Genomic DNA, 24,125 nt, shown 5'->3' with positions numbered 1-24,125 from the left:
GCCCATGTTGACCATCGCCGCCGCACGGCCCGGACCGTACTCCTTCGACCTCTCGACCACGGCGCTGCTCGTCATCGACATGCAGCGCGACTTCCTGGAACCTGGCGGTTTCGGTGAGAGCCTGGGCAACGACGTCGGTCAGTTGCGCCGGACCATCGCGCCGCTCGCGGCGCTGCTGGCCGACGCCCGAGCCGTCGGCCTGAGCATCCTGCACACCCGCGAGGGGCACCTGCCCGACCTGTCCGACTGCCCGCCGGCCAAGCTCAGCCGCGGCGCGCCGAGCAAACGGATCGGTGACCCCGGACCCAAGGGCCGCATCCTGGTCCGTGGCGAGTACGGCCACGACATCGTCGACGAGCTGACGCCGCTGCCCGACGAGCCGGTCATCGACAAGCCCGGCAAGGGCGCCTTCCACGCCACCAACCTGGACGTCCTGCTCACCGAGCGGGGCATCCGCAGCCTCCTGGTCGCCGGGGTCACCACCGAAGTGTGCGTGCACACCACCGTCCGGGAGGCCAACGACCGCGGGTACGAGTGCCTCGTGCTCGCCGACTGCGTCGGGTCCTACTTCCCCGAGTTCCACCGGGTCGGACTCGCCATGATCGCCGCCCAGGGCGGCATCTTCGGCTGGGTCGCCGACTCGGCGCAGGTACGCGCCGCGCTACCCACCACCGGAGTGTTGCAGCCCTCCTCCTGACCGGGAGCAGCCATGACCTCGACCAAACCCACAGTCGTCCCGCTCCCGTACTGGGTCCGCGGCGACACCAACGCGTTCTTCGGTTTCGGCGTCAACGTCCTGGTCAACGTGCTCACCCTGACCGGGCTCTGCCTCGCCGTGGTGAACCTTCCCGAGGGGGAGGTGTTCGGCACCATCCTGCCGGCGCTCGGCATCGCCCTGGTCGCCGGGAACATCTACTACACCTACCTGGCCCGCCGGCTGGCTCGACGGGAGAACCGCACCGACGTGACGGCACTGCCGTACGGGCCGAGCGTGCCGCACATGTTCATCGTCATCTTCGTCATCATGCTCCCCATCTACCTGCGCACCCAGGATCCCGTACGGGCCTGGGAAGCCGGTCTGGCGTGGGCCTTCATCATCGGCGTGATCGTGTTGATCGGCGCGTTCGTCGGGCCGTACATCCGCCGGTACGCGCCCCGGGCCGCGCTGCTCGGCACCCTCGCCGGAATCTCCATCACGTTCATCTCGATGAACCCGGCCGGGCAGATGTGGCGGATGGCCTGGGTCGCACTACCGGTCTTCGCGTTGCTGCTGATCGGTCTGCTGACCGATGTGAAGTTGCCGTTCAACTTCCCGATCGGGCTCGCCGCGCTGCTGCTCGGCACCGCTATCGGTTGGGTCGGTGGGGCGATGTCGGTGCCGGACGTGACGGCCGCGGCCCGGGACATCGCGGTCGCCGTCCCCTCGTTCAAGCTGGACCTGCTCTTCACCGGGCTCGCCGACATGGCGCCCCTGCTGGCGACGGCGATCCCGCTCGGCGTCTACAACTTCACCGAGGGCATGACGAACGTGGAGAGCGCGGCCACCGCCGGGGACAACTACAACCTGCGCAGCGTGCTGCTCGCCGACGGTGCGGGCGCGGTGATCGGGGCAGCGCTCGGCTCGCCGTTCCCACCGGCCGTCTACGTCGGGCACCCGGGCTGGAAGGCCGCCGGTGGACGCAGCGGTTACTCGATGGCGACCGGTGTGGTGATCGCGCTGCTCTGCTTCCTCGGCATGTTCGGGCTGCTCGGCGCGATCTTCCCGACGGCGGCGATCGTGCCGATTCTGCTCTACATCGGATTGCTGATCGGTGCACAGGCGTTCCAGGCGACCCCCAGGGCGCACGCCGCGGCAGTGGTCGCCGCGCTGATCCCGAACATCGCGGCCTGGGCCACCGGGCAGATCGACAACACCCTGGCGGCGGCCGGCACCACCGCCGCGGCGGTCGGTGACGATGCGCTCAACGGCGCCGGAGTGATCTACGACGGGCTGATGGTGCTGGGTCAGGGCGCGATCCTCGCCGGCCTGGTGCTCGGCGCGGTGGTGGTCTTCATCATCGACAAGCGGTTCGGTCGGGCCGCGATCTTCGCCGGCTCCGGTGCGCTGCTGTCATTCATCGGGTTGATCCACGGCGAGCGGATCGAGTGGAACGCCAACGGTCAGGTGGCCCTCGGCTACCTTTTCGTCGCGGTGATCTGTGTGGTCTTCGCGCTGGGCCGCCCCACGCCCCGCGAACCCGGACCGGAGGAGGTCGAACTGGACGGAGAGCCCGACCGGGCCGACCCTGCCACCGATCGGTCAGCCGGCGAGCAGCGGACCTCGGCGCTGAGAGGCTGACCCGGCGGGCCCGGTCGGGGGCGTCACGGCTCCCGACCGGGCCGGCAAGTTCCCGGACCGAACGGACCGAAGGGACGTACCGCATGGAGATCGACCGGACGGACGTGGTCGCCGAGGTGGCGGCGGCCTTCGCCGACTACGAACGGGCGCTGGCCGACGGGGACGCCGACCGGATCTGCGGGTACTTCTGGGATTCCGAGCGGACAGTGCGGTTCGGCCTCGCCGACCATCAGTACGGGCTTGACGAGCAGCGCAAGTGGCGTGCCGCGCAGCCACCGCTGCCGGCCGGTCGCCGGCTGGTCGACCCGATCGTCACCACGTTCGGCCCGGACCTGGCGGTCGTGACAACCCGATTCGGGTACGACGGCACCGCCGCCACCGGGCGGCAGACCCAGACCTGGGTACGCCTGCCCGTCGGCTGGCGGATCGTCACCGCGCACGTCTCAGTCTCCGCCGCTCCCACCGCCTGACGGCAACGCGCCGCCCGGGAAAGGAACCGAGCGGCGCATCTACGACATGAGGGGCGTTGCCTGGTGCGGTACTAGGCGCGCCTGGCCCACTGCTGGTTGGCGCCGCCGTGGCAGGCCCAGAGGTGAAGTTGCGTCCCATTGGCCGTGCCGGATGCGACGGCGTCGAGGCACAGCCCCGATTGGGCGCTGGTGATGGTGCCGTTGGAGTTCAGGTTCCACTGTTGGTTGGCTTGGCCGTTGCAGTCCCAGATGAGGACCGCGGTGCCGTTGCTGGTGCCCGCGCCGCTGGCGTCGAGGCACTTGTTGCCGTAGACGGTCAGGGTGCGGTTGGCGGTGTGGGTCCAGCGCTGGTTGGTGCCACCGTGACAGTCCCACAGCTGCGGGCGGGCGCCGTTGGCGGTACTGGAGTTGGGGATGTCGATGCACCGGCCGGACTGGCTCCCCGCGATCAGCACGTTCTGCTGGCCGGGCGGCGGGGTGGTCGGCGGGGGAGTGGTGGGCGGCACGTCCGACCCGAACTGGGTGAAGAACCGCCACACTTCCTGCTTGACCCAGCTCCGCGCGCCGCTCTCACAGCCGGCGCACCCGTCCACCGGGCCCTGCTGGTGGCCGCCGTCGAACGCGGCCCAGAGCACCGGGTATCCGGGCTGGCAGGAGTACGCGGTGGTGATGTGGGTCAGGCTGCCAGCCCTCGGCTCGGGCGGGCTCTGTGCGGCGCATCCGTTGTTGCGGACGAACCTGTCGCGCAGCGACCGTCCGCTGGGGATGTTGTCGTTGATGCCGTGAATCCCCAGGTACGCCACTGGCTGGGTGCCGCCGCTGCATCCGCTGATCGCCCCCGGGGCCGCGATCGCCGCGACCGCCCGGAACACCGTCGGCCGGGAACACGCCAACGAGTAGCTCATCGCGCCGCCGTAGCTGAACCCGACCGAGAAGCGTTGTGTGGTGTCGACGCAGAGAGCGTTGTCGATCATGCGGATCATGTCGTCGGTGAAGGTGACGTCCTCACCGTTGGAGTTGCCCCAGCCGTTGTTGAGGCCCTGCGGGGCGACGAAGATGGTGGTGTTGTTCGACTGGGAGAGCATGCCGTAGTAGGCCCACGCGGCCCCGTCGGAGCCGCCGCCCGCGACCTGGCTGGCGGTGCCGCCCAACCAGTGGAACCCGAAGGCCAACCGGTGGGCGTAGGTGTTGTTGTAGTTGTCCGGCAGCCGAAGGATGAAGCTGCGGCTCTTTCCGCTGCTCTGGATGGTGTGGGTGCCGCTGTTCAGTCCGGGCGCCTTGCCGCAGCCGGCGGTGGTGGCCGCTGCCGCCGGTGAGACTGTCGTGAGGACGTACATTCCTACGGCGATCAGGACCATCACCGCCATGGCTGCCCCCAGCCAGGGGGCGGAGAGTTTGCGAATTGGCACGGCCGATCCTCCTTGTGGGTGGTTGAACATCCGTTGGGCCGGTCCCCGTCCCGGGAACCTCGCCGGGCTCAGCTCCGGCTCCAGCGTTGGTTGGCCGCGCCGGTGCAGTCCCAGATCTGGACGCGCGTGCCGTTGGCAGTGCCGTTGCCGACCATGTCCAGGCACCGGCCCGAACCAACTCCGGTGATCGAGCCGTCGGTGTTGAGCCGCCACTTCTGGTTGGACTGGCCGTTGCAGTCCCAGATGATCACCGTGCTGCCGTTCGCGGTGCCGGCGCCGTTGACGTCGAGGCACTTGCCGCCGAAGACGCGCAGCTCCTGGGCGGCGGTCGAGGTCCAGCTCTGGTTGCTCTGGCCGTGGCAGTCCCAGATGATCGCCGCCGCGCCGTTGGTCTGCGAGGCGCCGTTGACGTCGAGGCACCGTCCGGAGGACGTGCTGCGCAGGGGCGACGTGCCGCTCGGTGGCGGGGTGGTGGTCGGTGGCGGTGTCGTGGGGTCGGTGCTACCGAACTGGGTGAAGAACCTCCACACCTCGCCCTTGGTCCAGGTCCGGGCGCCGCTGTCCCCGCCGCCGTCCACCGGGCCGGGGGTGTGCCCGCCGTCGAAGGCGGCCCAGACCACCGGATAGCCGGACTGGCATCCCGAGTAGGTGGTGGTGATGTGGGTCAGGCTGCCCGCCCTCGGCTCCGGCGGGTTCTGCGCGGTGCACCCGTTGTTCCGCACGAACCTGTCACGCAGGGACCGTCCGGCGGAGATGTTGAGCACTGAGTCTCCGATGCCGTGGATCCCCATGTATGCGATCGGCTGGGTGCCGCCGCTGCACCCGCTGAGCTGCCCGCCGGCGTAGACCGCGACAGCGCGGAATACCCCTGCCCGGGAACAGGCCAGTGAGTAGCTCATGCCGCCGCCGTAGCTGAAGCCGAGCGCGAAGCGTTGCGTGGTCTCGACGCAGAGGTCTGCCTCGATCACCCTGATCATGTCGTCGACGAAGGTGACGTCCTGGCCGCCGGGGTTGGCCCAGCCGTTGCCGTTGCCCTGGGGGGCGACGAAAATGGTGCTGTTGTTCGCCTGCTGCCGCAGCCCGTAGTAGGACCAGGCGGCCCCGTCGGACCCACCGCCGTCGACGTCGTTCGCGGTGCCGCCGTTCCAGTGGAATCCGAAGATCAATCGGTAGGGATGGTTCCTGTCGTAGTTGTCAGGAATCCTCAGGATGAAACTACGGTTCTGGCCGCTGCTCTGGATGGACCGTTGGCCGCTGGTCAACGTGGGCGCCTTGCCGCACCCGGCGGTCGCTGCGGCCGCTCCGATGTTCGCGGCCGACGCGGTGGTGCTCAAACCACCGGCCAGTGCCCCCGCGCTCACTGTCATGACGACGGCCGCCGCCGTCGCAAGCAGTCCAAGGATGGGTCTACGTCTTGTCATGAAAGGGCTCCCGCCACTCGGCACGAACTGGTTGAAAGAGGTCCACGGCAACCCGCACGCCGCCACGACGCGCCGCTGCGGGTCACCCCATCGACCACGTTCGCCGCGGACGAACCCCAGAGGACGCGATGTGCCGGCGGCGCCCGGCCGGCTCGTCGACGCAGGTTTCCGCCACTGGTCTCGCTGCCCACGCAGGACCAGTCGGTCGTCGAATCGACTGTGGCCACACCGTGCGCCCGAACACCACGCGACCGTTCGCCCGACGGTGTCGGAAGACCCGGCTCGGCGTCGAATCGATTCGCTCCGACGCTAGATCGCGTAGTGAAAGATGTCAATGCCGTGTCCGGCAGGTTGCGACCCGGCTGGACCGGTCAGGCGCTCGTGAGATCTGCCGCGCCGAAGGAGACCGCGAACCGCTTGCACCAGATGGAGACGCTGCGGAAGTCGGCCGGGTCCACCGACGCCGGCAGCTCGTACACCTGGTTGCCCTTGTTGCCCTTGAGCTTGGCGAGCTCGACCCATTCGCCGTCGTCGAACACCCGCCAGCCGGCCGTGCCCCGGATGACCGGTTGGTCGGTCAGCCACACCCGAAGGTCCGGACCGTTCGACGTGTTCAGGTCTCGGATGATGAGCTGGTGGCGCCCGTCGGCGAGCCGGTGGATCTCGGCACTGCCGGTCGTCCGGTGCTCATGGGTGACGAACTCGCCGGTGGTCAGGATCTCGTTCGCCGCTGGGGTGGCCGCCGAGGTCGCGGGGGCCGGCGTCGAGGACTCCGGGGTCGCGGACGCCGGGACTGGGGCGGCCGATGTCGTCGCTACGCGGGGAATCGCCTCGTCGACGTAGGTGTCGGTGAACAGCTTCCACGGCTGGAACCAGTAGAGGCCCAGCATCGCCACGACGACAGCGACTGCGAGACCGGCTCGGACCACCGGCGACCGGAACATCCGTTTTCTCACCCCCGCAGCGTACGGCCGCAGCCGCCGTCGAACTGTTCGCGAACCCTTTCGGAACTCTTACGACGCTCACCGCTCCGTATCTGCCAGGGCCAGTCCGCACGGGCAGGCTCCCTGGTCCTCCGGCAACGTCTTCACCGCGTCACCGAGCAGGAGGCGCAGGCGATCGATGTTCCGGGCGAAGACAGTGAACACCTCCTGCTGGGTCACGCCCTGGCCAACCTCGACGCCCGAGTCGAGGTCGGTCACCACTGACAGCGCTGTGTAACACAGTGCCAGTTCGCGGGCCAACACCGCTTCCGGATGGCCGGTCATGCCGACGACCGACCAGCCCTCCCGGCCGTACCAGCGCGATTCGGCGCGGGTGGAGAATCGGGGCCCTTCGATGACGACCATCGTCCCGCCGTCGACCGGCTGCCAACCGGCGGATCGGGCGGCGTCGAGGACAGTGGCCCGTCCGACCGGACAGTAGGGGTCGGCGAAGGGCACGTGAACGACCTGGGAGGGCTTCCCGTCCGCGCGGGGCTGCCCGTCGTAGTAGGTCTGCTCCCGGCCGCTGGTCCGGTCGACCAGTTGGTCCGGTACGACGAGCGTCCCCGGGCCCAGATCCGGTCGCAGGCCGCCCACGGCGCCCGGTGCGAGCACCTGGCGGACGCCGAGTGCGCGCAGCGCCCACAGGTTGGCCCGGTAGTTGATGCGGTGTGGGGGGAGGGTGTGCCGGCGTCCGTGGCGGGGCAGGAACACCACCGGCCGCCCGGCGACACTCCCGACGGACAGCGCGTCGCTCGGCGGTCCGTACGGTGTGTCGACGGTGACCTCTGCGACGTCGTCGAGGAACTCGTAGAACCCCGATCCGCCGATCACGGCGACCGGCGGGCGATCGGTCGTGCTGGTGTCTCCTGCTGACATGTGTGCCCCTCCTGGGCGAACAGTGAAAACGGGTGGGGGTCGACTCAGCGACGGTCTGCCCGTCGGTGCGCGACGCGTCGGTCGACGGTGGTGGCGACGACCAGGACGACCACGATCACGGCCCACACGACAGCCAGCCCGACAGCGAGCCCCAGCGGGTAGTCGCGGTCCGGTAGGCCCGGGTTCGGAGGCGCCGAGGGTGGTCGCCACAGCAGGGGCACCGCGATCAGCAGCAATGTGGCGCTGGCCAGCAGACCCGCGGCGATCCAGGCCCGGCGCAACCGATTCGTCACCAGTCGACCCAGCGCCAACCCGGCCAGTCCGACCAGCGGTGCCACCAGGACGTCGTGCAGCACCGGGCCGCCGATCAGCCATGGCAGGGCGGTGCCGAACTGGGGAAGCAGCAACCAACCGCCGTACGCGGTGGCCGCGGCACCGACCACGAACAGGAGCAGCCGGACGGTTCTCACCGCAACACCTCCAGCCGGGCCACCCACTTGGTCTGCAGGACGCCGGGCCGACTCGGCGCGATGAGTCGACACGGGTAACCGTGGTCGGGCGAGAGTTGCTCGCCATTGATTCGCAGCGCGAGCAGGGTCAGCGGGTCGCGGGCATGGGCCGCAGGGAGCGTGCTGGCCGCGTACAGGCCGTCGGTCTCCAGCGAGGTGACCCGAACCGGTCGGCCGGCCGGTGCGCCGGCCCGGCGGAGCAACTGAACGACGGGCACGCCGGTCCAGTGGGCCGAGGCGCTCCAGCCCTCGACGCAGGCGATCGGCAGTTCCGCCGTCCGTTGCGGCAGGGCCGCCAGGTCGGCCAGGGACAGGCTGTCTCGCCCGCCCGGCCAGACGATCTCCAGTCGCCAGTCCGGGGGAACGACGATGCGCGCGGCAGCCGCCGTACGGTTGATCGGTACGCCCTGCGGCCCGGACGCGGAACGCCACGCCAGCGGTGACACCCGACGTAGCCACGGCACTGTGACCCCGGCGGTGGCCAGCACGGCGACGCCGGCGACGCCCACCGAGGTACGCAGGAACGCGCGTCGCTCGGACGAGTCCCGATCGTCGGGCCCTGGTGTCGCGGCCGGTAGCGCTCCGCTGCGCCGCAGTGGCGTGCTCAGCGCCGCGCGGGCCACCGGGAGCTTCACCGCGACGTGCAGCAGCATCGCCCCGACCACCAGCCAGGCGACCGCGTAGTGCGCCGTCGGGAAGAAGAACCCCCACGGGTACGACTGGGCGACGTTGAACAGGCCCGTGACCAGTTCGAAGAACGCGCCGCAGACCAGCACCAGGACGGAGATCCGTTCGAGGGTGTGGGCGGACAACCGGATCGGCTGACGGAGGGGCGGACGGACGAACAGCCGGGGGTAGACGCTCCACAGTTTGGCCAGCAGCAACGGGATCGCCGCGACACCGGAGAGCACGTGAACGCCCTGGGTGACCCGGTACAGGTTGACCGGTCGGGTCGGCCAGGTGAACCAGCCCGGCGGGTGCTGGATGTAGTGGCTGAGCAACCCGGTGCCGAAACACAGCCCGAACGCCACCCCGAGCCAGAGGCCGAGCCGGGCGGTGACCAGCGGTGAGTGCGAGGGCCCGGTGAAGTCCTCGGGGGCGGGGACGCGTGGCCGGCGGATCATGAGCGTGCCAACTCGACGAACCAGCGTGGACCGAACCGGAAACGGTCGACGACGCGCAGGCCGGCAGCGGCGGCGGCACGGGCCACCGCCTCCGCCCCGACCCGCGCCCAGCGAAACGCCGGCCCGCGCAGTTCCCGATCGCCGGACGATCCGGACAGGACGTACGCCTGCCCCTGCCACAGCCCGGCCCCCGGGGGTTCCACCTCGACCACCAGCGTTCCGTCGGCCGCGACCAGGGTGCCGCACCGGCGCAGCAGGCGGACCGGGTCGCCGCCGATGCCGATGTTGCCGTCGATGAGCAGGGCGTGCGCCCACCTCCCCTCGCCGGGAAGCGGTTCGAAGACGTCGCGTCGCAGGGCCACCACACCTCGGCCCTGGGTCAGACGTACCGCCTCGGCGGAGATGTCCACACCCAGTGCGACGAGGCCGCGCTGGGCGAGTGCCCTGGTCAGCCGGCCGGGGCCGCAGCCGAGATCGATCGTGGGCCCGGTGCAGCGTGCGGCGACGGACTCGATTGCCGGTTCGGGCGGGCCGTGCCAGCGCCGTACCGGCAACAGGTCACGTCGCCCGTCGGTGTGCACCAGCCAATGCTCGGGTTGGGTCGCCGGCCTCGGGCCGACCGGCGTGCCATGGGCGTCCTGGTCGGCGGACCAACCGCCGAGTCTGCCCAGCACCACGTCGAAACCGTCGAGACTGATCGTCGGATTCACCGGGGGTGTCCGCTCAGCAGATGGCCGCCCACCGACGCGACGGCGTCCGCGAACCGGGTGCCGGGTAGGCCGGCCGCGACCGCCAGCGCCGTCGACCAGTCGTCGACATCGCGCAGCACGGGCAGGATCGCCGGCTGTACGCCGTGCCCGCGCAGCGCGGCGAGGGTGCGGCGCCCGGTGTCGTCGGTCGACATGGGTACGTCGCGTAACGCGCTCGCGTACCTCGGATCGCGTAACCCGAGTGCCCACCAGCCACCGTCCAGCGCCGGCCCGAACACCGCCTCGTGTTCGGCGAGCCGGTCCAGCGCGGCGGTGAGCACTGCCGGCCCGATCTGCGGGGTGTCCATGCCGATCTGCAGCACCGGTCGGCCGGGAAATGCCGCAGCGGTGTCGGCGTGGGCGTTCGCGAGGCGGTCGGCGAACGTGCCGCCGCGCTGCGGAAGCAGGTGCCAGCCCGCCAACGCTGCGGTCAACTCCGCGCCGAACTCGGCATCGGCGAACCGACCGGTGTGGGCCAGCACGGGAATGGTCGAGGCGGTGGCGCGCACCGCCGCGAGGGTGTCCAGCAGCGACGCCGCCGCGATCCGGGCCGCCTGGGTGGGATCGGCTGGCGGGCAGAGGCGCGTCTTCGCCTGCCCGGGGACCGGCGCCTTCGCGACCAGGAGCAGGACGTTCACCGGCCACCACCGGCGTCGGCGCGCAGCACTCCGGCGAAGTCCCGGGTCGCCCGCAGCGTGCCCCGGACCGACCCGGAGACCTTCGAGCGGGTGCCGGCGGCCCGGGGCGCGTACGCGACGTCCAGTTCGAGGATCCGCCAGCCCGCTCCGGCGGCGCGCAGCAGCAACTCCAGGGGGTAGCCGAACGCCCGGTCGTCGACCCCGAGGCCCAGCAGCGCCGCCCTGCGGGCCACCCGGATCGGGCTGATGTCGTACACCGGCACGCCACGACGCCGCAGCAGGGCCGCGACCAGCGCGTTCCCGGCGCGGGCATGCCACGGCCAGGCATCCGCCGAGACCGGCCGACGCCGCCCCACGGCGAGATCGGCTCGCCCGTCGAGCACCGCCGAGGAGAGCCTGGGCAACTCGGCCGGGTCGAACGAGCCGTCCGCGTCGAGCACGCAGACCAGATCCGCCTCCGCCGCCAGCAGGCCGGCGTGCACGGCAGCGCCGTACCCGCGTCGCGGCTCGTGGACGATCCGGGCTCCGTGCTCGGCCGCGACGCCCGGCGAACCGTCGGTGGAGCCGTTGTCGACCACGATGGCGCGGTAGCCGGGCGGTAGCCCGCTCAGTACGGCAGGCAGTGCGGCCGCCTCGTCCAGACACGGCAGCACCACGTCGATCGTTGTGTGCATACCGGCGACGCTAGGCCCGCCACCGGCCGCCCGGACCGCGGTTTCTCCTTACGAATCGCTTACACGGCAACGGATCTTACGACTCGCTGACGTCTCACCGTCTGGCCGCCGAATGCCTGGTGGGAGGTCGTATCGTCGGCCGTCACCATGACCATGATGACCCGGCCGGGACGAACCCGGTCCGCCGACCTGATCGTCCTCGGCGCCGAGGTGGCTCTGCTCGCCGTCGCCGTCGCCGTCGGCGCCCTGCTCAACCACCAGGGCGTACGGCTGCACGCCGACGCGGCGCCGCTCTACGCGAGTTGGCAGCCCCACCTGGGGCCCGGCACCCCCGCCGCGCTTCTCGTCGCCGCGCTGTTCGTCTGGCGGGGCGTGCGCTGGGGAACCGACACGCCGTGGCCGCGACTGCTGGCGGTCGGCTACCTCGCCTCGCTGCTCTGGACGCTGTCACTGGCCCTGGTGGACGGCTGGTCCGCGGGGTTGACCGAGCGGCTCACAGTGCAGGCCGAGTACCTGCACGAGGTGCCCCGGGTGACTGACGTCGGCATCATGCTGTCCGGCTTCGCCGACCGGATTCTCGACTTCCAGCCCGACTCGTGGTCCACCCACGCTGCCGCTCACCCACCGGGAGCGTTGCTGTTCTTCGTCTGGCTGGAGCGGATCGGCCTGGGCGGCGGGACCGCCGCCGGGCTCGCCTGCGTGCTGCTCGGCGCCACGGTGTCGGTGTCGGTTCCGGTGACGTTGCGGGCACTCGGCGCCGAGGACGCGGCCAGAGCGGTGTGGCCGTTCCTGGTGCTCCTCCCGGGAGCGGTCTGGGTGGGCGCGTCCGCGGACGGGATCTTCGCAGCGGTGGTCGCGGCCGGGCTGGCGTTGCTGGCGGTGGGTGGCCGACCAGGGGCTGTACTGGGCGGCTTGCTACTCGGCTTCGCGCTCTACCTGTCGTACGGGTTCGTCCTGGTCGGGTTGCTCGCGTTGACAGTGGTGTTGCTCCGGGCGCGGGACCGCCTCGGCGTGCTCCTGGTCGCGGCGACGGCGGTCGCGGCCGTCGTCGCCGTCTTCACCCTCGCCGGCTTCTGGTGGCTGGACGGCTACCACCTGGTGGCACGTCGTTACTACCAGGGCTGGGCGGCGGAACGTCCGTACGGTTACTGGGTCTGGGCGAATCTCGCCGCCCTGCTGCTCTCGGCCGGCCCGGTGGTCGGGCCGGCGCTGCGGCGGGCGGTGGCCGCCGTGTCGATCCGAGCACCGCACCCGCCGCTCGCGACGGCCCTCCGGCAGCGGATCGCCAGCGCCGGGCCCACTGTGTGGCTGCCCATCGCGGCGACGGCGGCGGTGCTCGCGGCGGACCTGTCCGGGCTCAGCAAGGCCGAGGTCGAGCGGATCTGGCTACCGTTCGCCGTCTGGCTGCTGGTCGCCACCGCGCACCTGCCCCACTCTCACCGACGGTGGTGGTTGGCCGCCCAGGCCGCCACGGCTCTCGCCGTCAACCACCTACTGTGGACGGTGTCGTGACCGATGCCGGGTCCCGCATCACCGCCGTGGTGAAGTCGGCGATGCCAGCGGCGAAGCCGACTCGGGCGGTGAAACCGAGCACCCGGGCGGCGCGCGCCGGATCCGCCACGACGTGCCGTACGTCCGCCGCCCGTCCGCCCCCGACCGTGACCGGCGGTGGCCCGCCCATCGCCGCCGCCAGCTCGTGGGCCAACTCGCCGACGGTGTGTGGTTCGCCCGAGCAGACGTTGATCGGGGTCAGGGGATCCGGTGCCGGTGTCGTGAGGGCCAGCAGGTTGGCAGTGGCCACGTCGGTCACGTGCACGAAGTCGCGCCGTTGCCGGCCGTCCTCGAGCACCCGGGGCGGTCGTCCGGCGGCCAGGGCCGACCGGAAGATCGACGCGACCCCCGAATACGGAGTGTCACGGGGCATTCGCGGACCGTAGACGTTGTGGTAGCGCAGGGCCCAGACCGATCCGCCGGTCTGCCGGGCCCAGGCACCGGCGAGGTGTTCCTGAGCCAGCTTGGTGGCGGCGTACGTGCTGTGCGGCTCCAGCGGCGCGTCCTCGGGCACGAGACCGGGGGAGAGCGCCTGGTCGCAGCGAGGGCAGGTCGGCTCGTACTGGCCCTCGGCCAGGTCGACGACCCGGCGGTTGGCCGGCCGGACGATCCCGTGGGTGGGGCAGTGGTAGCGGCCCTCGCCGTAGACCACCATCGAGCTGGCCAGCACCAACCGGCGTACGCCGGTGGCGTGCATCGCCGCGAGGAGGGTGGCGGTGCCGAGGTCGTTGTGCGCGGCGTACCGGGGGGCGTCGGCCGGGTCGATGCCATGGCCGACCATGGCCGCCTGATGGCAGACCGCGTCGACCCCGGCCAGTAGCCGGGTCAGCAGCTCGCCGTCGCGTACGTCACCGACCACCACGTCGTGCCGCTCGGTCCACGGCGGCGCCGTCGCAGCGTGCGCCTCGGGCAGGAGCGCGTCCACTGCCACCACCTCGTGCCCGTCGTCGGTGAGCAGGTCGGCGACGTGTGAGCCGATGAACCCGGCCGCACCGGTGACAAGGATCCGCATTCCGGTCACCGTATGACCTCGCGTACGCCCGCTCGGGTTTTCGCGCGCAGCCGTAAGAACCTCGCAAGGTTTGCCGGTGCGGGCGGAGTCTGGTACGTGGCTACGCTGGGCCGATGGACATCTGGGGGAGACGTTGACGGGGCGGAACGGGGAAGGTCCGTGACACAGCGGGTGCTGGTGGTCGACGACGATCAGACAGTGAGCGACGTCATCCGTCGTTACCTCGAGAACGACGGCTTCCAGGTCAGCCTCGCGGCGGACGGTGCGGCGGCACTGGCTGCCGTGGAGCGGGAGGCACCACACCTGGTCGTGCTCGACCTGATGCTGCCGCTGCTCAACGGGCTGGAGGTGTGCCGGGCACTGCGGGTACGCCCGGACGGCGTACCGATCGTCATGCTCACCGCCCGCGGTGACGAGGCCGACCGGATCCTCGGGCTGCAACTCGGCGCGGACGACTACCTGACCAAGCCCTTCTCACCCCGGGAACTGGTGCTGCGGGTCCGTTCGGTGCTCCGTCGCGCCGGCGGTGCGACGCCACCCGAGCGGCCGGAGGCACTCACCGACGGCAACCTGGTGGTGCACACGGCCTCCCGAACCGCCCGCCTCGCCGGTGCGGATCTGGCCCTGACACTGCGCGAATTCGACCTGCTCGTCCACCTCATGCGGCATCCGTCCCGGGTGTTCGGCCGGGCCGAACTCCTTGAACAGGTCTGGGGCTGGAACTTCGGGGACCACTCGACAGTGACAGTGCACGTACGCCGGCTGCGGGAGAAGATCGAGGCAAACCCGGCCGATCCGCAGCGGATCGTGACCGTCTGGGGCGTCGGCTACCGCTACGAGCCGGCCCATGCGTGACGTACTCCTGATCTTCGCGCTCGCCCTCGGCGCGGCGCTCGGCATCGGGCTCGCCGGCGCGGTGCTGCTGCGCGCGCTTCGACGCAGCTCGATCACCGTGCACCTCAACGTGCTGCTCACCACCACCGTGGTCGCCGTCGCCGTCGGGGTGATGGCGGTCGCGGAGGCGATGTTCCTCTCCGCGCACGACCTTGAGGTGGTCCTGATCACCGTCGCGGCGGCAGCGGTGGTCAGCCTCGCCGTCGGCGGGCACTTCGGTCGGCGACTGGCCCGCGCCGCGGTGTGGCGCGACCAGGCCCGGGAGCGGGAACGGCAACTGGAGAAGGGCCGGCGCGACCTGGTCGCCTGGGTCTCCCACGACCTGCGGACCCCGCTCGCCGGGCTGAGAGCCATGGCCGAGGCGCTGGAGGACCGGGTGGTTCGTGATCCGGACACTGTCGACGAGTACCACCGACGCATCCGACTGGAGACGGACCGGATGACCCGACTCGTCGACGACCTGTTCGAGCTGTCCCGGATCAACGCGGGAGCGTTGCGGTTGTCGCTGACGGCGGTGCCGCTCGGAGAGGTGGTCTCGGACGCGCTGGCCAGCACCATCCCGTTGGCCGACGCTCGCCGGATCAAGTTGATCGCCAGCGAGTCGGGGTGGCCGACGGTCGCCGCGAGCGAACCGGAGCTGGCCCGGGTCGTGGCCAACCTGCTGCTCAACGCGGTCCGCTACACCCCTGAGGACGGCACCGTACGCATCGAAGCCGGCCGGGAGGACGACCATGCCTGGCTGTCGGTAGCCGACACCTGTGGCGGCATCCCCCCGGCCGACCTTCCCCGGCTGTTCGACATCGCCTTCCGTGGTGAACCGGCCCGCACGCCCGGCCCCGGCGACGGCGGGGCGTCCGGAGGGCTCGGCCTGGCCATCGTGCATGGCCTGGTGGAGGCGCACGGCGGTCGGGTCGAGGTGCGCAACACCCCCGACGGCTGCCAGTTCATGGTCCGCCTGGCGACCGCCTGAGGCAACGAACGGTGGCGCCGCCGGCCAGCGTCTCCCACAGCGCGCGCAGGGCGTACCCGTCGCCTCTCCAGGTCCGTCGACGGCTCGTGCCATTCGACAACCCTCGATAGGACGTGCACCTCCCGGGACGACGCGATTTGCCGGATCTGACTACGCTTTCCACTGTCTCGGAGGCGATCGATGGAGGGCGCATGTCGGTGAATGAGCCGGCGAGCGGGGAGTTCGCTCGCATGCTGGACGCGACGGTCGGCGCGCTGCGCGCCGCCGGCACCGCGCCGGAGGACGAGGAGGCCGCGCGCCTACGTCGGGTCGGTGAGTCCGCCGAGGGGCAGGTCCGCGCCGAGTTTGGCGCTGACGGCCGGTTGGAGTCGCTGACGCTGGATCCACGGATGATGCGGCTCGGCGCGGCCGAGGTCTGCGACCACGTGATCGCGGCCGTGAACGCGGCGATCGACTCGATGCGCGGCGGTGGCCCGGCGGTGGCCTCCGGCGACCTCTCGCAGCTCACCGAGCAGCTGGAGCAGGTTCGTGACACGGCCGTGCCGCGGCTCGGTGCGTTCCTGCAGGCGCTCACTGACGCGCAGGAGCGGATGGCCCGAGGAGGTTCCCGATGAACGGCTTCGAGGTCGAGCCCGCGCTGCTGCGTTCCGGCGGCGATGAGGTCATCGGCGCCGCCGAACGCTTCATCGGGCAGTTGGAGAGCTTCGAGGCGCAGATGCAGGGGTACGGCGAGCCGTGGGGCGCCGACGACATCGGCTCGCTGATCGGTATCGCGTACACGGAGGCGTCCACCTGGGTTCTGGACTGCATCGGCGTTGCCGCCGAGGAGATCGGCTCGGCCGGCAGCGATCTGACGAAGATGGCCGACAACTTCGAGCTGGTCGAGGACGCCGCCGCGGGCGCGCTGCGGGACATCCAGGGAATGCTGGGGTGACGGTGTGGGACTCCAACTGCCGGGTGAACTGATCACGGCACTCGGCTGGATCGGCTACAGCTGGCCCGAGGCCGACGAGGAGAAGCTTTTCGAGATGGGCCAGGCCTGGCTGGACTTCTCCGGCACGGTCGCCGACGCCTCCGGGGAGGCCGGTTCGGCTGCTGCGGCGATCTGGTCGCAGCACCGGGGCGAGTCGATGCAGGCGTTCCAGAAGTGGTGGTCCAACCCGGAGACCGGTCCCGGAACACTGCCGGACTACGCCGAGGCCGCGATGCTGATCGGCACCGGGCTGATCATCGCCGCCGCGATCGTGCTCGCACTGAAGATCCAAGTGATCGTGCAGCTGGCGATCCTCGCCTTCGCGGTGGCTCAGGCGATCGCCACCGCCGTCGTCACGTTCGGCGCGTCGCTGGCCGAGGTCCCGATCTTCCAGATGATCACGCGAGAGATCGTCGGTCTGCTGATCGACCAGGTGATTCAGGAGCTCCTCGATGCCTAGCAGGGCGCCGAAAAGCTCGAAGAAGCGCGGCGGCGCGGGCAAGCCGAAGGTTGGCAAGGGCGTCCGCGCGGCGGTGAAGAAGGCCGCCGCCAAGCCGGTGGTGCGCAACAACGACCTGCCCGAGGTCACGATCAAGGTGCAGCGCAGGCCGTTCCACGCGCGCGGCCAGTTCGACCGCAAGATGAACGCGCTGAAGAAGCTCAGCGACGAGGGCAAGTTGTTCAAGCAGGCGAACCCGGTCGGCCGGGACAAGACGATCACGGCCGACTACAAGAAGCGCATCCGGCAGAAGATCTTCGACAAGTACTGGCCCCACGACAAGAAGATGGCGAACGCCCTCGCCGCCCGGCTCCGCAAGCAGCAGCCCGACCATGTGTGGGAGCTGCAACTCGGCGGCGCCGACGACGTTAGTAATCTGAAGCTCCTGGACGGTAGAACAAACTGGGATGTCGGCGGGCAAATCTGGCGTCAGATCATGAACCTGCCTGACGGCACACCGATCCGAATAGAGGTAGTGGATTGAATCTCGAGTTGCGGGAGCTCATCGCGGAGCTGCGTACCGACCTGGAGGCGGGCCAGCCGACGACGCTGGCGTGGGCCCAGATCAACGAGGGTGCCCCGGCCGACCAGATTCCCGCCGAGCTGCCGCAGCCGGTCCGGGAGCTGCTGGCGACCGCCAACGGCATCCTGGCCGGAGCGTTCGACCTGCCCGCGCTCGCGGACCTCGACGACGTCCAGTACTACATCGAGCAGATGCCCGAGTTCACCGGTGTCGCCGACGAACCCGCCGAATGGCTGGTCATCGGCACACTGAACGACGAGCCGCTGCTGATCCGACGCGACACCGGCGCGGTCTGGTACTTCCCGGCGGAGACCACCGACGAGTGGTTCATGCGTGAGATGTTCCTCGACGTCGCGCCGGACCTCGACTCGTTCCTCGCCTACTACGTCTTCGGCGCCGGGTACGGGGAGGTCGCCTTCGACGACGACGAGTGGTGGAGCTTCCTCGACGAGCACGGTCTGACGACGCCCGGTGACGATGACGAGGAGGCGGACGATTGACCGCGACGCATGAGGAGCTCACGGCGCTCTGGGGCGCCGATGGGATGATCTACTTTCCGCTCGACCGGTTCGACGACGTGCTCGGTCCGCTGACGCCAGAGGTCTTCCCGCCGTTCGGGGCCATCCCGGTCGACGTGCCGATCCTGTTCACTGTCGACGTCGACGTTCCCGGCATGGAGTTGTTCTCCAAGCTGAAGATCGAGATCGGCGAGGCCAGCCCGCGCATCCACATCGTCCTCGGCAGCTCACCCGAGGACCCGCAGCTGCTCTTCTGCCTCGACGCGCTGACCGGTGCCGTCGTGTTGCTGGATCTGGAAACCCCCAACTTCGAGACGGTCAACGCGACCTTCGCCGCGTTCGTCGAGTTCCTCTACCGGCTCGGAGGGCTCATCGCCACGGATCCGGGCGGTCGGGCCCGCGCCGCCCGCGCCGCCCGCGCCGCCGCGATCCGCGAGGAACTGACGGGCGTCGACTCGTCAGCGTTCGCCGACCCGAAGTCCTGGTGGAGCACGGCCTTCGATCAGCTGGAGTCCACCAGCGGCTAGCCTCGCCGCTGCCGGCCGTGAACGCCGTAGGTTCACCGCGCTCGCGGCACCGGTATGGACACGGCCGGCTGCTCCGACGGTGCTGCCTCTCGATGCCATGCCTCGGCGAGGAGGGCGTAGGTGTAGCCGTCCACCCAGCCCAGTTCGGCGTGCCAGGAATCGCCGACGCCGTGCTGCTCCCGACGCATGCCGACCTTCTCGAGGATTCGCACCGAGGCGAGGTTGTCCGCGAAGCAGCCGGCGGTGATTCTCCGAACGCCGAGCCGGTCGAATGCGTGCGCCACCACAGCGGTCACCGCCTCGGTCGCGTACCCACGTCCGCCGAAGGCGGGATCGAAGATGTAGCCAAGCTGGGCCTCGGTCCGTGGTGGCATGCCGGGTTGACCCATGCCGTCGACGACGTCGAGCGAGACGGTTCCGATCACCACGCCGTCGAGCGTGGCCGCCATGCTGTGGTCGTCGGGGTCTGCGGCCGCGCGTCGCCACGCCGCGCGGAAGGACGCGGGGTCGACCTGCGTGCGGAGTAGCCAGCGCGTGACCTGCGGCAGATTGCGGTACTCCAGCATCCGGTCGACGTCCTCGTCCCGCACCGGGCGAAGCTCGAGGCGTTCAGTGCGTACTGTGGTGTTCTCCATGAGGCGGGACGCTAGTGGACGCACCCCGGCGAGACGCCCGAATATCGGCCCGATGGCCCCTGCCCCGTCCTCGGTGGGAGGGGGCGCACGGCTCAATCGACCCGCTGGGCCAGCACCTGCCCCGGCCAGGATCCGGCCAGGAACGTCTCGGTGGGAGTGAACCCGTTGCGCTCGTAGTACGCCACCAACTCGCCGCCACCGCCCGCCCAGCAGTCGACCCGTAGCAACCGCACGCCGGCTCGCCGGGTTTCCTCCACCGCGTGTGCCAACAGGGCCGACCCGAGCTTCCGCCCGGCGAATCGTCGATCGGAGACCAGGAGGCGGACGAATCGCTCTGGTTCTTCCGCAGGCGCGATCGGTGCCCGCGGGTCGGGCCCGGAATCCAACACGAGGGCTGCGGCCGGCGTCCCGTCCACCTCCGCGATGAACGGGAGGTTCTCGGTCAGGTACCGATCGACCTGTGCGGCCCTTTCGGGTTTCTCCGAGAACGGCGTCGTGCCCCACTGCTCGGTGTTGCCGCGGTCGTTCATCCACACCACCGCGGAATCGAGCATGGTCAGTACGGCGGGCGCGTCGGCCGGGCCACCGCGTCTGATGCGTACGCCGGCGGTGGTGTCCATGACCGAATGGTAATCCGAGGAATGGCCGATCACGATCGAGGGCGTCACCCGTCCTGACCCCCACCCCCAGGTCCGAAGTCCCCGGAGGTCAGGGTCCGACTCATCGCCGTCAGTAGGCGCTCGAGGGTTCGGCGGTCGTTGTCGGTCAGGCCGCGGAGGATTGCCGCCTCGTTGGCCAGATGTTCCTCGATGAGCCGGTCGGTCAACGCCACGCCGGTCGGCGTCAGCCCGACCACTCTGCCGCGCGCGTCGGCTGCGGAGACCGAGCGCGACACGAGGCCGCGGGCGATCAGCCGGTCCACCCGCTTGGTCACGGCTCCGGTGGTCACGAGCATCCGTTGGCTCAGCTGGCCTGCCGTGAGCGTGTAGGGCTCGCCCTCGCGGCGCAGCGCCGCGAGCACGTCGAAGTCACCGTTGCCGAGGTCCGCCGCGGCGAACGGCGGCCGCAGGGCCTCATCGAGTACGGCAGCCAACTGTTGGATGCGACCGATGATCAGCAACGGGGTGGGGTCGAGGTCCGGTCGCTCGCGACCCCACTGCCCAACGATGTCGGCGATCCGGTCGTCATTCACCGTTGCATCTTACCTTCCAGGGAAGATAAGTTGCCTTCCGTGGAAGACAACTCGCCTCGAACGTCAACTCCGGTGGTCACGGCGTACGTGGATCCGTCCTGTCCGTTCGCCTGGATCACCTCCCGTTGGCTGATGGAGGTCGCGAAGATGCGGCCGCTCACTCTGCGGTTCGAGGTGATGAGCCTCGCGGTGATCAACGAGCACCGTGACCTGGAGCCCTGGTACCGCGAATTCAACGATCGGGCGTGGGGGCCGGCCAGGGTGTGTGTGGCGGCAGCCACGCATCACGGCCCCGCCGCCCTCGCACGGCTGTACCCGGCGCTCGGCCGCCGGATCCACGACGCCGGCGACAAGGACTTCGACACCGTCGTCCCGCTGGCCCTGACCGAGGCCGGCCTCCCCGCCGACCTGGCCGACGCCGCCCACCGCAGCGACCTCGACCCGCAGATGCGGGCGAGCACCGCCCACGCACAGCAACTGGTGGGCGAGGACCTCGGCACCCCGACTGTCGTCGTCGACGACGTGGCCTTCTTCGGCCCCGTGCTGACCTCGATCCCTCGTGGCGAGGAGGCCGTCCGCGTCTTCGACGGCGCTCGCCTGCTGGCCGGCTGCCCGGCCTTCTCCGAACTCAAACGCGCCCGGTCCGACGGCCTCACCTTCGCGTAGCTCCACCGCTGCCGACGGGGGAGTCGGGTACCCCCGCACTGGTCGACCCAGGTCTGTCGATGCTTCGTCACCGGAGGTTCGGCGTCGCGTCGGCTCGAATCGATAGTGTCCGTTGGTCGGCCAGCGCCGGCGGCCCATGCGGAGGGAGTTCGATGCGCACGACAACGGACTGGTCGGCCCGCGCCCTGGGCGCTCTCGCGGGCGCGGTCGCGCTGGTGGCGGCCCTGCTGCCGGCGGCGCCGGCCGCTGCCGCGAGCGTGGGCTTCAAGGCGGCCACGCTGAACATCTACTACGGGCTGAGCCAGGCCGACTTCGTGCACGACCTGAACCTGATCGCGTCCAAGGCCGACCTCGTCGGACTCAACGAGGTCGACGCCCGCAAGGCTTTCCTGGCGAACTGGGCCGCCGACAACGGCTGGTGGCTGTACGCGCCGGGCGGCACCAACCAGGCCGGCGAGGCGTTGATCGCCAAGAAGAGCATGTTCGACGTACTCGACAAGGGCTCGATTTTCGTCTGTGACACCAACGGTCTGGGCGAGGTGCCGCCAGCGCGGTACAACAACTGGGTCAAGTACCGGCACAAGGCCAGTGGCCGCAACGTGACCCACGTCAACGCCCATGCGGTGGCCGGCATCGAAACCGCCGGCCGGCCGCCATCGAGGACGGGCGGCCGTTCCGCGACATCGCAAGATAGTGGAGTGGCGGCGGGTTCGCATCGAGGGTGTGCGGGCTGACGCCCATCATCGGCGCTCGGGATGTCCCCGGTGCTCCGCCCACTCGGGCGCGAGGATCGACATCACAGTGGCGTCAACCCAGTCGTCGCCGTCGCGCAGGACCTGCCGCAGCGCACCCTCGGCAACGAAGCCGACCTTCTCGTACACCCGCCGGGCCCGGGGGTTGAAGGCGAACACCTCCAGGGAGATGCGGTGCAGGCCGAGCCTCTCGAAACCGTGGCCGACGATCAGGCGTACCGCCTCTGTGCCCAAGCCGCGGTCGCGGCCGGCGGCGGTGAGCAGGGTGCGGAAGTTGCAGTTCCGGTTGGCGGGGTCCCAGTCGTTGAGAACGACCTCGCCGACGCAGGCCCCGGTGGCGCGGTCCACGACCGCCAGGTCGAGTCTGTCGGTCTGCGCGTTGCGGCTGCCGTACCAGGAACGCATCCGCTCCTCGTCGGGAGCGTCGTCGGCCGGGCTGCCGGTCAGCCTGGCCACCTCGGGGTCGGCCACCGCCGCCCGGAAGGTGTCCAGGTCGTCGTCGACGAAGGGCCGCAGGATCACTCGCTCACCGGTGAGGGTGGGCTTGATCGAGAAGTCGGGGGTCTCCTGGTCACTGGGCATCGAGTGATCGTCGGCGCGACCCCCGCGACAGGCAACCAGTTTCCGGGGGCAGGATACGGGGGTGATCCTGATCGTTCCCGCGAACCCGCTGCGTCCACGCCGCCCGGACGAGCACTTCGTGGCCGAGGCTGAAGCGGCCCGTGCTGCGGGATTCGAGGTGGCGATGGTCGACCACGACGCGTTGGCGCGGGGCGGTGACGTACGTCCGGCGATGGCCTCAGTCTCGGGGACCGGTGCGGCGGTCTACCGCGGTTGGATGCTGCGCAGCGAGCGGTACGCGGCGTTCGCCGAGGCTCTCGCCGAGCGCGGTGTGGTGTTGAGAACCACTGCTGAGCAGTATCGGCGGGCACATGAGCTGCCCGGCTGGTACGCGGCGCTGGCGGCGGTCACTCCCGCATCGGTGTGGACCCGGGGCTCGGATCAGGCGGATCTTGACCAGGCGCGCGTCGCGCTCGGGGCGGGACCCGCGGTACTACGTGACTACACCAAGTCGATGAAGCACTACTGGGACGACGCGGCCTTCATCCCCGAGCTCGACGACGCGGTGGCCGTCTGGAGAGTGGCGAGCCGCTTTTTGGAATTGCGTGAGGACGACTTCGTGGGCGGGCTCGTGCTGCGCCGCTTCGAGCGGTTCACCTCCGCCGAGGTACGCACCTGGTGGGTCAACGGAGACTGCGTCCTGATCGGCCCTCATCCGGACAGCCCGAACGACCGCCCTTCGGTCGAGGTCGACCTGGAGTCGCTCGCGCCGATGATCGCCGGGCTCGGTCTGCCCTTCGTCACCGTGGACCTCGCCCTACGCGCCGACGGCGTGTGGCGGGTCATCGAACTCGGCGACGGGCAGGTCAGCGATCGACCAACCACCATCGAGCCCGAAACGATGGTTGCCGCCCTACTCGGGCCCGCCACGCCCGTAGCGTGCGCACGTCGATGAGAGCGCGTGCCCGGCTGACCACATTCACGTGCCCCGGAGCAAAGGGATCGAAGCTGCCGGGTTAGACGGCTCGCACCCGTACGCGGCCGGAGGTCCGTGCTGTCGGACGCGACGATTCGGGTGTCACTGCCGCAGGACCCGCTGCGCATCGCTGATGACCTGCTCCGAGGCGATCGGGGCCCACGACGCGAACAGCTCCCGGAAGTAGGCCCCGTGCCGGTCCGCCACCGCAGGATCGTGCTCGATGACGTCCAGCTCGTTGACGATGCTCAGGTCCACGAGCGACCGAAGTTGAGTCTCATCGGGCGTCCGCACCTGACGTGCGAAGCGGTCGAACACCTCGCCGGTCCTCGCCAGCTCCTGCCAGCTGCGTCCACGGTCGCAGGCACCGTACAGATAGACGAGCTCCTCGGCGTCGGCGCCAACGAGATCCCGCAGCACCGCACGATCGGCCCGATCAACCAGGGTGACGTCGAACCCGTCGGTCCCGTAGGCGGCGTGGGTGAGGCCCGCTGCTTGCCCGTCACGGGCGCAGCCGAGCACGGCGAGTCGTTCGCTGACTCGACACAGGTGGACGTACAGGTTGCCTCCGGGATGGGCGATCTGTTCAGCTCCCTGCCGGCGGAGCCAGACCCGCACGCCGTCGTCGATGGTCATGGTCCGACTGTAGGTATCGGACGTCGGGTTCGATGGCCGCCGGACG

30 protein-coding genes are annotated in these 24,125 nt (G+C 70.3%); 15 read left to right on the top strand and 15 right to left on the bottom strand.

From position 1 onward, the window contains the following. The first annotated feature begins 4 nt into the window (after window positions 1-4). The 3 genes from KBX08_RS13105 (at window position 5) to KBX08_RS13095 (ending at window position 2,808) form a co-directional block, all read left to right on the top strand. Window positions 5-697 (top strand): cysteine hydrolase family protein, encoded by a 693-nt coding sequence (locus KBX08_RS13105; protein ID WP_210783677.1) that lies wholly within the window; start codon window positions 5-7, stop codon window positions 695-697. Between the two features lie 12 nt (window positions 698-709). Next, window positions 710-2,338: a regulator gene (locus tag KBX08_RS13100; protein ID WP_247669317.1), complete on the top strand. Its 1,629-nt coding sequence runs from the start codon at window positions 710-712 to the stop codon at window positions 2,336-2,338. Between the two features lie 83 nt (window positions 2,339-2,421). Beyond that, window positions 2,422-2,808, top strand: coding sequence for an AtzH-like domain-containing protein (locus KBX08_RS13095; protein WP_210783675.1), 387 nt, complete (start codon window positions 2,422-2,424; stop codon window positions 2,806-2,808). 71 nt (window positions 2,809-2,879) lie between these two features. On the opposite strand, the gene KBX08_RS13090 is transcribed toward KBX08_RS13095, so the two are convergent. From KBX08_RS13090 to KBX08_RS13050, 9 genes are all read right to left on the bottom strand, one after another. Continuing rightward, window positions 2,880-4,217 (bottom strand): ricin-type beta-trefoil lectin domain protein, encoded by a 1,338-nt coding sequence (locus KBX08_RS13090; RefSeq protein WP_372494802.1) that lies wholly within the window; start codon window positions 4,215-4,217, stop codon window positions 2,880-2,882. A 68-nt stretch (window positions 4,218-4,285) separates the two neighbouring features. After that, entirely contained in the window at window positions 4,286-5,638 is a 1,353-nt protein-coding gene (locus KBX08_RS13085; protein WP_210783673.1) for an RICIN domain-containing protein, read from the bottom strand. 371 nt (window positions 5,639-6,009) lie between these two features. Continuing rightward, window positions 6,010-6,594: a DM13 domain-containing protein gene (locus KBX08_RS13080; RefSeq protein WP_372494803.1), complete on the bottom strand. Its 585-nt coding sequence runs from the start codon at window positions 6,592-6,594 to the stop codon at window positions 6,010-6,012. Window positions 6,595-6,660: 66 nt separating this feature from the next. After that, on the bottom strand, window positions 6,661-7,500 hold the full coding sequence (locus tag KBX08_RS13075; protein WP_210783671.1) for an S-methyl-5'-thioadenosine phosphorylase: 840 nt from the start codon (window positions 7,498-7,500) through the stop codon (window positions 6,661-6,663). Between the two features lie 44 nt (window positions 7,501-7,544). Continuing rightward, the gene (locus KBX08_RS13070; RefSeq protein ID WP_210783669.1) at window positions 7,545-7,970 is read right to left on the bottom strand and encodes a hypothetical protein; all 426 of its coding nucleotides are present in this window, start codon (window positions 7,968-7,970) and stop codon (window positions 7,545-7,547) included. Then, entirely contained in the window at window positions 7,967-9,133 is a 1,167-nt protein-coding gene (locus KBX08_RS13065) for a molybdopterin-dependent oxidoreductase (RefSeq protein WP_210783667.1), read from the bottom strand. Before KBX08_RS13065 ends, KBX08_RS13070 begins: the two co-directional genes overlap by 4 nt. Further along, window positions 9,130-9,843: a class I SAM-dependent methyltransferase gene (locus tag KBX08_RS13060; RefSeq protein ID WP_374101939.1), complete on the bottom strand. Its 714-nt coding sequence runs from the start codon at window positions 9,841-9,843 to the stop codon at window positions 9,130-9,132. The genes KBX08_RS13065 and KBX08_RS13060 overlap by 4 nt, the downstream gene beginning before the upstream one ends. Then, window positions 9,840-10,520, bottom strand: coding sequence for a DUF2064 domain-containing protein (locus tag KBX08_RS13055; protein ID WP_210783665.1), 681 nt, complete (start codon window positions 10,518-10,520; stop codon window positions 9,840-9,842). The genes KBX08_RS13060 and KBX08_RS13055 overlap by 4 nt, the downstream gene beginning before the upstream one ends. Then, window positions 10,517-11,194: a glycosyltransferase family 2 protein gene (locus KBX08_RS13050; protein ID WP_210783663.1), complete on the bottom strand. Its 678-nt coding sequence runs from the start codon at window positions 11,192-11,194 to the stop codon at window positions 10,517-10,519. The genes KBX08_RS13055 and KBX08_RS13050 overlap by 4 nt, the downstream gene beginning before the upstream one ends. A 147-nt stretch (window positions 11,195-11,341) precedes the next feature. On the opposite strand from KBX08_RS13050, the gene KBX08_RS13045 reads away from it, so the two are divergent. Then, window positions 11,342-12,706, top strand: coding sequence for a hypothetical protein (locus KBX08_RS13045; RefSeq protein WP_210783661.1), 1,365 nt, complete (start codon window positions 11,342-11,344; stop codon window positions 12,704-12,706). Here KBX08_RS13045 and KBX08_RS13040 read toward each other — a convergent pair. Further along, a complete protein-coding gene (locus KBX08_RS13040) occupies window positions 12,678-13,757 on the bottom strand; it encodes an NAD(P)-dependent oxidoreductase (protein WP_210783659.1) in 1,080 nt (359 codons plus the stop codon). The genes KBX08_RS13045 and KBX08_RS13040 overlap by 29 nt on opposite strands. A 159-nt stretch (window positions 13,758-13,916) precedes the next feature. Here KBX08_RS13040 and KBX08_RS13035 point away from each other — a divergent pair, with 159 nt between their 5' ends. The 8 genes from KBX08_RS13035 (at window position 13,917) to KBX08_RS13000 (ending at window position 18,661) form a co-directional block, all read left to right on the top strand. Beyond that, window positions 13,917-14,612, top strand: coding sequence for a response regulator transcription factor (locus tag KBX08_RS13035; protein WP_307850530.1), 696 nt, complete (start codon window positions 13,917-13,919; stop codon window positions 14,610-14,612). After that, entirely contained in the window at window positions 14,605-15,621 is a 1,017-nt protein-coding gene (locus KBX08_RS13030) for a sensor histidine kinase KdpD (protein WP_210783655.1), read from the top strand. Before KBX08_RS13035 ends, KBX08_RS13030 begins: the two co-directional genes overlap by 8 nt. 191 nt (window positions 15,622-15,812) lie before the next feature. After that, complete coding sequence (locus tag KBX08_RS13025) at window positions 15,813-16,235, top strand: YbaB/EbfC family nucleoid-associated protein (protein WP_210783653.1); 423 nt, start codon at window positions 15,813-15,815, stop codon at window positions 16,233-16,235. Then, on the top strand, window positions 16,232-16,555 hold the full coding sequence (locus KBX08_RS13020) for a hypothetical protein (RefSeq protein WP_210783651.1): 324 nt from the start codon (window positions 16,232-16,234) through the stop codon (window positions 16,553-16,555). The genes KBX08_RS13025 and KBX08_RS13020 overlap by 4 nt, the downstream gene beginning before the upstream one ends. A gap of 4 nt (window positions 16,556-16,559) precedes the next feature. Beyond that, complete coding sequence (locus KBX08_RS13015; protein WP_210783649.1) at window positions 16,560-17,054, top strand: hypothetical protein; 495 nt, start codon at window positions 16,560-16,562, stop codon at window positions 17,052-17,054. Continuing rightward, window positions 17,047-17,577: an endonuclease gene (locus tag KBX08_RS13010; RefSeq protein ID WP_210783647.1), complete on the top strand. Its 531-nt coding sequence runs from the start codon at window positions 17,047-17,049 to the stop codon at window positions 17,575-17,577. Before KBX08_RS13015 ends, KBX08_RS13010 begins: the two co-directional genes overlap by 8 nt. An 8-nt stretch (window positions 17,578-17,585) precedes the next feature. Beyond that, the gene (locus tag KBX08_RS13005; RefSeq protein WP_247669315.1) at window positions 17,586-18,116 is read left to right on the top strand and encodes an SUKH-4 family immunity protein; all 531 of its coding nucleotides are present in this window, start codon (window positions 17,586-17,588) and stop codon (window positions 18,114-18,116) included. Next, window positions 18,113-18,661 carry an SUKH-4 family immunity protein gene (locus KBX08_RS13000; protein WP_210783643.1) on the top strand — a complete coding sequence of 183 codons (549 nt, stop codon included), beginning with the start codon at window positions 18,113-18,115 and terminating at the stop codon, window positions 18,659-18,661. The genes KBX08_RS13005 and KBX08_RS13000 overlap by 4 nt, the downstream gene beginning before the upstream one ends. A gap of 32 nt (window positions 18,662-18,693) precedes the next feature. Here KBX08_RS13000 and KBX08_RS12995 read toward each other — a convergent pair whose 3' ends face one another. From KBX08_RS12995 to KBX08_RS12985, 3 genes are all read right to left on the bottom strand, one after another. After that, entirely contained in the window at window positions 18,694-19,296 is a 603-nt protein-coding gene (locus KBX08_RS12995; RefSeq protein WP_210783641.1) for a GNAT family N-acetyltransferase, read from the bottom strand. A gap of 92 nt (window positions 19,297-19,388) precedes the next feature. Beyond that, window positions 19,389-19,916, bottom strand: a complete 528-nt coding sequence (locus KBX08_RS12990; protein WP_210783639.1) for a GNAT family N-acetyltransferase — start codon at window positions 19,914-19,916, stop codon at window positions 19,389-19,391. Between the two features lie 44 nt (window positions 19,917-19,960). Next, window positions 19,961-20,488 (bottom strand): MarR family winged helix-turn-helix transcriptional regulator, encoded by a 528-nt coding sequence (locus KBX08_RS12985; protein WP_210783637.1) that lies wholly within the window; start codon window positions 20,486-20,488, stop codon window positions 19,961-19,963. A gap of 39 nt (window positions 20,489-20,527) precedes the next feature. On the opposite strand from KBX08_RS12985, the gene KBX08_RS12980 reads away from it, so the two are divergent. Then, a complete protein-coding gene (locus KBX08_RS12980) occupies window positions 20,528-21,154 on the top strand; it encodes a disulfide bond formation protein DsbA (RefSeq protein WP_210783744.1) in 627 nt (208 codons plus the stop codon). A 152-nt stretch (window positions 21,155-21,306) separates the two neighbouring features. Next, window positions 21,307-21,888, top strand: coding sequence for a hypothetical protein (locus KBX08_RS12975; protein WP_210783635.1), 582 nt, complete (start codon window positions 21,307-21,309; stop codon window positions 21,886-21,888). Window positions 21,889-21,894: 6 nt separating this feature from the next. Here the strand turns inward: KBX08_RS12975 and KBX08_RS12970 are convergent, their stop codons facing one another. Continuing rightward, window positions 21,895-22,488 (bottom strand): GNAT family N-acetyltransferase, encoded by a 594-nt coding sequence (locus KBX08_RS12970; RefSeq protein WP_210783633.1) that lies wholly within the window; start codon window positions 22,486-22,488, stop codon window positions 21,895-21,897. 61 nt (window positions 22,489-22,549) lie between these two features. On the opposite strand from KBX08_RS12970, the gene KBX08_RS12965 reads away from it, so the two are divergent. Then, complete coding sequence (locus tag KBX08_RS12965) at window positions 22,550-23,422, top strand: ATP-grasp domain-containing protein (protein WP_210783631.1); 873 nt, start codon at window positions 22,550-22,552, stop codon at window positions 23,420-23,422. 123 nt (window positions 23,423-23,545) lie between these two features. Here KBX08_RS12965 and KBX08_RS12960 read toward each other — a convergent pair whose 3' ends face one another. Further along, on the bottom strand, window positions 23,546-24,079 hold the full coding sequence (locus KBX08_RS12960; protein WP_210783629.1) for a DUF6817 domain-containing protein: 534 nt from the start codon (window positions 24,077-24,079) through the stop codon (window positions 23,546-23,548). Between the last annotated feature and the right edge of the window lie 46 nt (window positions 24,080-24,125).

Origin of the sequence: Micromonospora sp. H61, assembly GCF_018070325.1 — a bacterium.
Lineage (GTDB): Bacteria > Actinomycetota > Actinomycetes > Mycobacteriales > Micromonosporaceae > Micromonospora > Micromonospora salmantinae.
The sequence above is the reverse complement of the archived record's forward strand: the minus strand, read 5'-3'. Positions and strand labels throughout refer to the sequence as shown.

Bases quoted from the DNA above. Each gene is read 5' to 3' on its own strand.
- KBX08_RS12975 (WP_210783635.1), top strand. From the start codon at position 21,307: ATGCGCACGACAACGGACTGGTCGGCCCGCGCCCTGGGCGCTCTCGCG.
- KBX08_RS13075 (WP_210783671.1), bottom strand. From the start codon at position 7,500: ATGTCAGCAGGAGACACCAGCACGACCGATCGCCCGCCGGTCGCCGTG.
- KBX08_RS12990 (WP_210783639.1), bottom strand. From the start codon at position 19,916: ATGGACACCACCGCCGGCGTACGCATCAGACGCGGTGGCCCGGCCGAC.
- KBX08_RS13105 (WP_210783677.1), top strand. From the start codon at position 5: ATGTTGACCATCGCCGCCGCACGGCCCGGACCGTACTCCTTCGACCTC.
- KBX08_RS13085 (WP_210783673.1), bottom strand. From the start codon at position 5,638: ATGACAAGACGTAGACCCATCCTTGGACTGCTTGCGACGGCGGCGGCC.
- KBX08_RS13010 (WP_210783647.1), top strand. From the start codon at position 17,047: ATGCCTAGCAGGGCGCCGAAAAGCTCGAAGAAGCGCGGCGGCGCGGGC.
- KBX08_RS13020 (WP_210783651.1), top strand. From the start codon at position 16,232: ATGAACGGCTTCGAGGTCGAGCCCGCGCTGCTGCGTTCCGGCGGCGAT.
- KBX08_RS13040 (WP_210783659.1), bottom strand. From the start codon at position 13,757: ATGCGGATCCTTGTCACCGGTGCGGCCGGGTTCATCGGCTCACACGTC.
- KBX08_RS12995 (WP_210783641.1), bottom strand. From the start codon at position 19,296: ATGGAGAACACCACAGTACGCACTGAACGCCTCGAGCTTCGCCCGGTG.
- KBX08_RS13065 (WP_210783667.1), bottom strand. From the start codon at position 9,133: ATGATCCGCCGGCCACGCGTCCCCGCCCCCGAGGACTTCACCGGGCCC.
- KBX08_RS13095 (WP_210783675.1), top strand. From the start codon at position 2,422: ATGGAGATCGACCGGACGGACGTGGTCGCCGAGGTGGCGGCGGCCTTC.
- KBX08_RS13050 (WP_210783663.1), bottom strand. From the start codon at position 11,194: ATGCACACAACGATCGACGTGGTGCTGCCGTGTCTGGACGAGGCGGCC.
- KBX08_RS13100 (WP_247669317.1), top strand. From the start codon at position 710: ATGACCTCGACCAAACCCACAGTCGTCCCGCTCCCGTACTGGGTCCGC.
- KBX08_RS12970 (WP_210783633.1), bottom strand. From the start codon at position 22,488: ATGCCCAGTGACCAGGAGACCCCCGACTTCTCGATCAAGCCCACCCTC.
- KBX08_RS13025 (WP_210783653.1), top strand. From the start codon at position 15,813: ATGTCGGTGAATGAGCCGGCGAGCGGGGAGTTCGCTCGCATGCTGGAC.
- KBX08_RS13045 (WP_210783661.1), top strand. From the start codon at position 11,342: ATGACCATGATGACCCGGCCGGGACGAACCCGGTCCGCCGACCTGATC.
- KBX08_RS13030 (WP_210783655.1), top strand. From the start codon at position 14,605: ATGCGTGACGTACTCCTGATCTTCGCGCTCGCCCTCGGCGCGGCGCTC.
- KBX08_RS12960 (WP_210783629.1), bottom strand. From the start codon at position 24,079: ATGACCATCGACGACGGCGTGCGGGTCTGGCTCCGCCGGCAGGGAGCT.